Origin of the sequence: Algibacillus agarilyticus, from assembly GCF_003286125.1 — a bacterium.
GTDB classification, from domain to species: Bacteria; Pseudomonadota; Gammaproteobacteria; order Enterobacterales; family Alteromonadaceae; genus Algibacillus; species Algibacillus agarilyticus.
In genome coordinates this window covers 21,799-27,937 of record NZ_QMED01000045.1, presented here as the reverse complement: position 1 = coordinate 27,937, position 6,139 = coordinate 21,799, and the positions used below count along the sequence as shown (strand labels likewise).

The 6,139-nt window shown below is 38.2% G+C and carries 5 protein-coding genes; all 5 read left to right on the top strand.

Annotation, left to right across the window (positions count from 1 at the left end):
* On the top strand, nucleotides 1-355 hold a 355-nt coding region (gene tnpA, locus DPX34_RS20440), incomplete at its 5' end, for an IS200/IS605 family transposase (protein ID WP_111980282.1).
* Nucleotides 356-611: 256 nt separating this feature from the next.
* Nucleotides 612-1,172 (top strand): manganese efflux pump MntP, encoded by a 561-nt coding sequence (locus DPX34_RS20435; protein WP_232824823.1) that lies wholly within the window; start codon nucleotides 612-614, stop codon nucleotides 1,170-1,172.
* 712 nt (nucleotides 1,173-1,884) lie between these two features.
* On the top strand, nucleotides 1,885-3,342 hold the full coding sequence (locus DPX34_RS20430; protein ID WP_111980281.1) for an SEL1-like repeat protein: 1,458 nt from the start codon (nucleotides 1,885-1,887) through the stop codon (nucleotides 3,340-3,342).
* Between the two features lie 3 nt (nucleotides 3,343-3,345).
* Nucleotides 3,346-4,026 (top strand): hypothetical protein, encoded by a 681-nt coding sequence (locus tag DPX34_RS20425; RefSeq protein ID WP_111980280.1) that lies wholly within the window; start codon nucleotides 3,346-3,348, stop codon nucleotides 4,024-4,026.
* Nucleotides 4,023-6,062: an alpha/beta hydrolase family protein gene (locus tag DPX34_RS20420; protein WP_111980279.1), complete on the top strand. Its 2,040-nt coding sequence runs from the start codon at nucleotides 4,023-4,025 to the stop codon at nucleotides 6,060-6,062. The genes DPX34_RS20425 and DPX34_RS20420 overlap by 4 nt, the downstream gene beginning before the upstream one ends.
* Nucleotides 6,063-6,139: the final 77 nt, after the last annotated feature.

Genomic DNA, 6,139 nt, shown 5'->3' with positions numbered 1-6,139 from the left:
TAGATATAAAATATTAACAGGTAAGGTTGCTTACGAAGTTAACAAAAGTATCAGGGTTTATGCTGAACGGTTAGGTTGTGAAGTAATAGAACTCAACGTCCAGAGCGATCATGTGCACTTATTGGTAAAAGTGCCCCCGAAAGTATCGATTTCCACTTTGGTTGGAACAGTGAAAGGAAAAACAGCCTTACAAGTATTTAGGCAGTTCCCATACTTAAAGCAAAGGCCATATTGGGGAAATCATTTTTGGGCGCAGGGTAACTGTGTAGATACAGTAGGGGTAGATGCTGAAATGATAAGAAAATATGTTAAGTATCAAGAAAAAGTAGAAAAAAGCTTAGAACTCAAGTTTTAGTATATAACGAGCGGTAACAATGGCTAACTCGAGAGTTAGCCTCAACATGTAAAGCCCTTCTAGGGCTAAATCAAAACCACGTCCTTTGGGCGTGGATATTTACTTATGCCATCGCTATATATTTTTTAGGGGGGAATTAAAAATATGCCCAAATTATTTAAGTATATAATCTACCTTTTGAATGAGATAATGCGCTTATTCTTAGGCTTGTTTAGTCTGAATTGGTTTGTTTGAATTGGTGGTTTCCGAATTTTTTATGTTTGAATTTATTATAATTGAAGTCATTATTTTAGCGTTTGCCTTGAGTATGGATGCATTTGCGGTATCACTTAGTTTAGGCGCTAAACATAAATTATCTCTCAAGGGGTTAGCGATAAAAGCGGCTTTATATTTTGGCTTTTTTCAAGGTGCAATGCCGTTGATAGGGTATCTTGGTGGGCGAGAGTTACTCGGTTTGGTTGCGGGCTACAGTCACTTTATTGCATTTGCTTTATTAATCGTGATAGGTGGGCACATGATTTATGAATCATTAAACCATGATGATGAAGAGCAAGAAGAAACTAAAGCATTAACGCATTTTGTTATGTTTACCTTAGCGATTGCGACGAGTATTGATGCGATGGCTGCGGGCTTTACACTTAATTTAATCCAGCTGAATGCTTATCTCGCATGTATTATCATCGGTGTATTAACCGCGCTGATGAGCTTTTTGGGCGTTTATATTGGCGTTAAAACGGGAGATAAGCTTAAACAAAAAGCAGAACTAGCTGGAGGGGTTGTGCTCATTCTTATCGGTATTAAAATGGTCTTAATTTAGTCATTTTAAGCAACTGCTTTAGCTTATGATCTTCGTTTTCTGCTTTCAGACCCATTCAACCGCGGCCTGAATTATGCTTAAGCGGCGTTGTTTTACGTTTTTTAAATTAAGTTCAAACTAGAGCGTGTTTATCTTTTGTGTATGCTTTTGCAGCGGTATTTGCACGATTTATACAAGGCAGAGCGATTGCGGTGTAGTAATTCTACATAAAAGAGCGATAAAGACTTTATGCTCCTGCAAAGTCACCTTACCCCACATCCATGTGGGGCAACATAGTAGAAATAGTGCAAATGCGCAGCCCTTTGGGTTCAATCCAAAACGTTTTGCTCTTTGTTATTGGCTTTTGACGTAGAACCACTATGCCATCAAGCCAATGCCGCGATCAAAACGCTTTGGAATTGAACAAAATCTATACGATAAAGATAAACACGCCCTAGCAAGTCTTTCAATTGTTTATTCATTTTCATTTCATATACCTCTCTGCTATTAAATTACGCTTTTGAGCCCTAAAAACCGGTATTGTTTATATTTTGGGTTATCAATTATTGGCTCATTAAACCTTTACAAACCCCATTTTCTTCATTAAATCAAAGGCAGATCGTAAATTTTGGTTTCAAAAAAGTTATCAATTTATTATTGAGAATAATATAAAATAAACATATTATCTTTGTTTTATTAGTATGTTTATTTTGTTTTCTGTAAAGGGAATTGTATGAAATTTAAAAAGAGAGTGCTGATCGCCGCCGTTCTAGCGTCGATAACATGTGTAACTCAAGCCAATATGTTTACTGCCAACAAAGCAATAGATGAAAAAGACTTTAAAACGGCTTTAGTCGAATTAACAAAGTCAGCGCAAGTTGGAAATGCACAAGCTCAATTTAAACTGGGTATTATGAATTTCCAAGGCCAAGCTGGAAAAATTGATCATGCTAAAGCCATCGCTTGGTTTTTTTTAGCGAGCGAATATGAGTATCCTCAAGCGTTGGAATTTGCAGAGCAATTGTTTCAAGGTTTGAGCCAAGAAGAGCAAGATATCGCGGCTTTACAAGCCGATGAGTTAATAAAAAAATACGGCAAAGCGGCCGTTAATGCGCTTTATTATCCTGAAGTTAGGAATTCACCTTATAAAAATCAAGACATAAATCAAGCGGCAAAAATGCTTAAACGAGGGCGTATTCATTATTCGGGCGCGGCGGCTGCAAATGCCAGAAACCAAGCCAGAATTGATAGTGCTATTCGAAATGTGCGTTCAAACCCTTCGGCATTAACTAATCTAAATAAAACATTGGTAAACCCTGATAGTGGTCGTGTTGTCGTGCAATATGATGTTGATATTGACGGTCGTACTCGGCAGCCTGAAATTTTATTTTCTTGGCCTACAGGCCAATTTGACGCTGTGTCGTTAGATTCTGTTTTGAACTCTAAATTGAAACCGGCTTTGCGTGCTAAACAGAAGGTTGAGCAATTTGGCTTAGTGGCTAAAAGTCGATTTGGGATCCATGGTATCGCCACATTAAGGGAAGGCTATCCACATCTTTATAAACAATTTAAATCACATCGCAATCGGGCCGCAGAAAGCGCACATGCAAAATATATTTATGCTTGTTTTTTACGTGCTTATAAACCGATTTTAGATGATCCTGAATTAGAGGCATTTGAGCCGGTTTTACTTGAAGCGGCTGAGTCTGGTCATGCATTAGCTCAATATGATTATGCGCAATATCAAATTTATGAAAATGATGATATTGATAATGGGATTGAATGGTTAATTAAAGCCGCTAAAACGGGGCTGTTAAATGCCGAATATCGATTAGGGCGTATTTTATTTCAATCGCCATCACCGTATTTAAAACAAGATCTGATCAAAGCGGATTATTGGCTGAATAAAGCCGCGCAACGAGGCCACACTAATGCCCAACAAAAGCTAGTGGAATTGCGTTTAATGCAAGGCCCGTTAGCACCTGAATTTGCTGAGCAAGCGATTGAATGGTTAGAAGAGATTGAAAACGACAAAGCCCCACAAGTGTTTTATTGGTTAGCCAAGTTGCATGATGCGATCAACGATAAATCTTCAGCCGAAGATTACATTGAAGAAGCGATTGAAGCTGGGCAGCGTTATAAATGGAACATAGCGGATTGGCAGGCTTATAAAAAAGCGCTAGAGAGTTAATTTATGCTGATTTGTTTACATGAATATTTTTCAACACGGTTGACGAAAGCTAAATTGGTCTTTTGTTTTGTTTTATGTTTATTTGCTGTGGGCTGTAGCCAAACGTTAAAGCCGATGACAACACAGCAAAGTGCTAATTCGTCTACTTCAAAACTGACAGGGTATATCTTGTTTGGTTTACAGTCTGATGCGCACATTGAACATATTAATATAATGGGCGTTCCACCACTGACTTACAGCCCTAAAAATAGTTTACAACATAATCATTTTATTTTAGCTGAAATCCCGGTTGGTTTTTATGCGTTTAGCAGTGTTGAAACTGGCCTTGGATTAATAGAGGCGGATGGTGACCATGCTTGGTCTTTTAAAATTGATTCTCAAAAAATTAATTATGTAGGGCACTTAGAATTGCAAAGCCTTTTTAAGTGGTGCCATTGTTATCGTTTGCAGTTAGCCAACAAATCTTCATTTGCCGTGGAGTATTTACAACAAACACATACTGAATTGTTACAACAAACCGATCTGGTATATAAAGGCCCCGGTAGTGATACTTTTATTGATTTTGCGATGGCGCAGTATCGCGCTCGTGCTCAGTACCAGGTTGAGTCGATGCCTGAACTTGAGACGGCACTCAAACCTGTTTCAGTGCCAAAAGGTCAGTTATCTAAAGGTGATGCTAAATGAAAATTTTAATTAGCTTATTTATTTTTATCTGTTCTACGCACTGGGTTAATAGCCACGAGCTCATCCCGCTTCGCACGTTGATATCATTGCCGAGTTTGTCGAGTGCATCTTTAAATCCAAGTGGGGAGTTATTACTGACTTCGGGTTACGTAAAAGGCAACTTGAATATTGAAGTGACACAACTCGCGACCCGTCAATCGATTGCTATTTTTAATGCGAAAGATAAAGAAGGTTACCGTTTACGTCGAATTTTATGGATAGATGATAAGCGAGCTGTTTTTGAAACGTTTAGGCATTCTTATCGAAATACCGTTGTGAACTGGCTGGTCACTTTTGAAAGCGATGCTAATAGTGTGAGTCATCGTATTAATAGAATTAATGCGACCGGCTACATTATTGATCCATTAGTTGATTCAGAAGATGAAGTGCTGTTTGCCCATATTAAGTGGAATGGTTTTAATCGTAAGTTAAAAATTTACCGTGCCACGAGTCAGCAGTTAGTTAGAGATAATTTTAGACGTGCTGAAAAATTTGATAACTTAATATCCGATGCTTTTCGCTATCGCACCGATCCTCGTCATACCATTCGTTTTACGCAAACTTACGATAAAGAGGCGATCTTATTAACGCAATGGTATTTAGATGACGAGAATGAATGGCAGGAATTGTATCAATTTGATCCAACAGAATATTCATTTAATCCGATTGGCTTTTTAGAAAACGGTCAATTAGCGGTGATCACTAATATTGGCTCAGATCTTAAATCACTTTATGAATTTGACGTTAATACTCAGCAGCTTGGCAAGTTAATTTATCAACACGATCGGTATGATTTAGATACCGCTGAATTCGATCAGCAAGGTCATTTGTTATTATCTGTGAGTTATTATGATGCCGGTGAATTACAAACGGAGTATTTTGATCGCGATAAGCAAAAATTAAATAACATGGCCGACAATACATTTAAGGGCCAGCAACATCAAATTGTTTCACAAAATAAAACGGGAAATAAACGGGTATTGCGGGTTTTTTCGAGTGCAAACAGCGGTGATATTTATTTATGGAATACGGATAACAACACTGCTGATTTTTTAGCTTCGCAATATCAAAATAATGAAGCTTATCACTTTAGGCCCGCTGAAACGTTAAATATACCCAGTGAAGCGGGGCATCAAATTGAAGCTTTTTTAACTCAGCCGGCAAAAGCGGTTAGTAACGATGTTTTATTGGTGATGCCACATGGCGGGCCCGTTGGCGTTCGCGATTTAAGCCGTTTTAGAACGCCGATACAATATTTGGTTAATCGGGGTTACAGTGTGTTGCAGGTTAATTACCGAGGTTCAGAAGGGTATGGAAAAAAATACCTAGATGATGGGCGTGGACAATTTGGCCAAAATATTGAAAAGGATATTACAACCGCGGTTAACTTTATTCATGAACAGTATGAATTTAAACATACATGCGCCATTGGTGGCAGTTACGGTGGTTATTCAAGCGTGATGTTAGCCGTGTTAAATCCAACTGTTTATCGCTGCGTTATCGCTCGATTTGGTGTTTTTGATTTACCGCTTATCTTTAATGATCGCAATATTAAAATTGACGAGCATATGATTAAACGCTGGGAGCGTGTCGTCGGTAAAAATGATGAAAAGCTACTTAATTTTTCGCCTGTTTATTTTGCTGAAAAAATAAAAGTACCTGTACTTATTACCGCGGGGGCAGTGGATACACGCGCGAGCTTTGAGCACAGTAATCGACTTAAATATGTATTAACACAGTTGTCAGCCCCCGTTGAACATTTATATTACCGTCGTTCAGCACATGGCCACCTTGATCGAAAAAGTGCAAGACATGAATTAGCGTATATTGATGACTTTATTCGGCGCACGCTTAAGTTAAGCAAACCCGTTGGTAATAACGTTAATACCATTTTAAAGGATGAAATGAAGTTGATTGCGATGGGCTTTGAAAATGCAGATATTGTGGGTATAGATAAAGAAAAAGCACAAGTTTATAAAGCAAGGTCGAGACAATAATGTAGTTGATACAATGAAATTAAAGTAAGGTTACCGTTCTCGTGACTTGGGTATAGCGAGCTATACCCAAGTGGTAC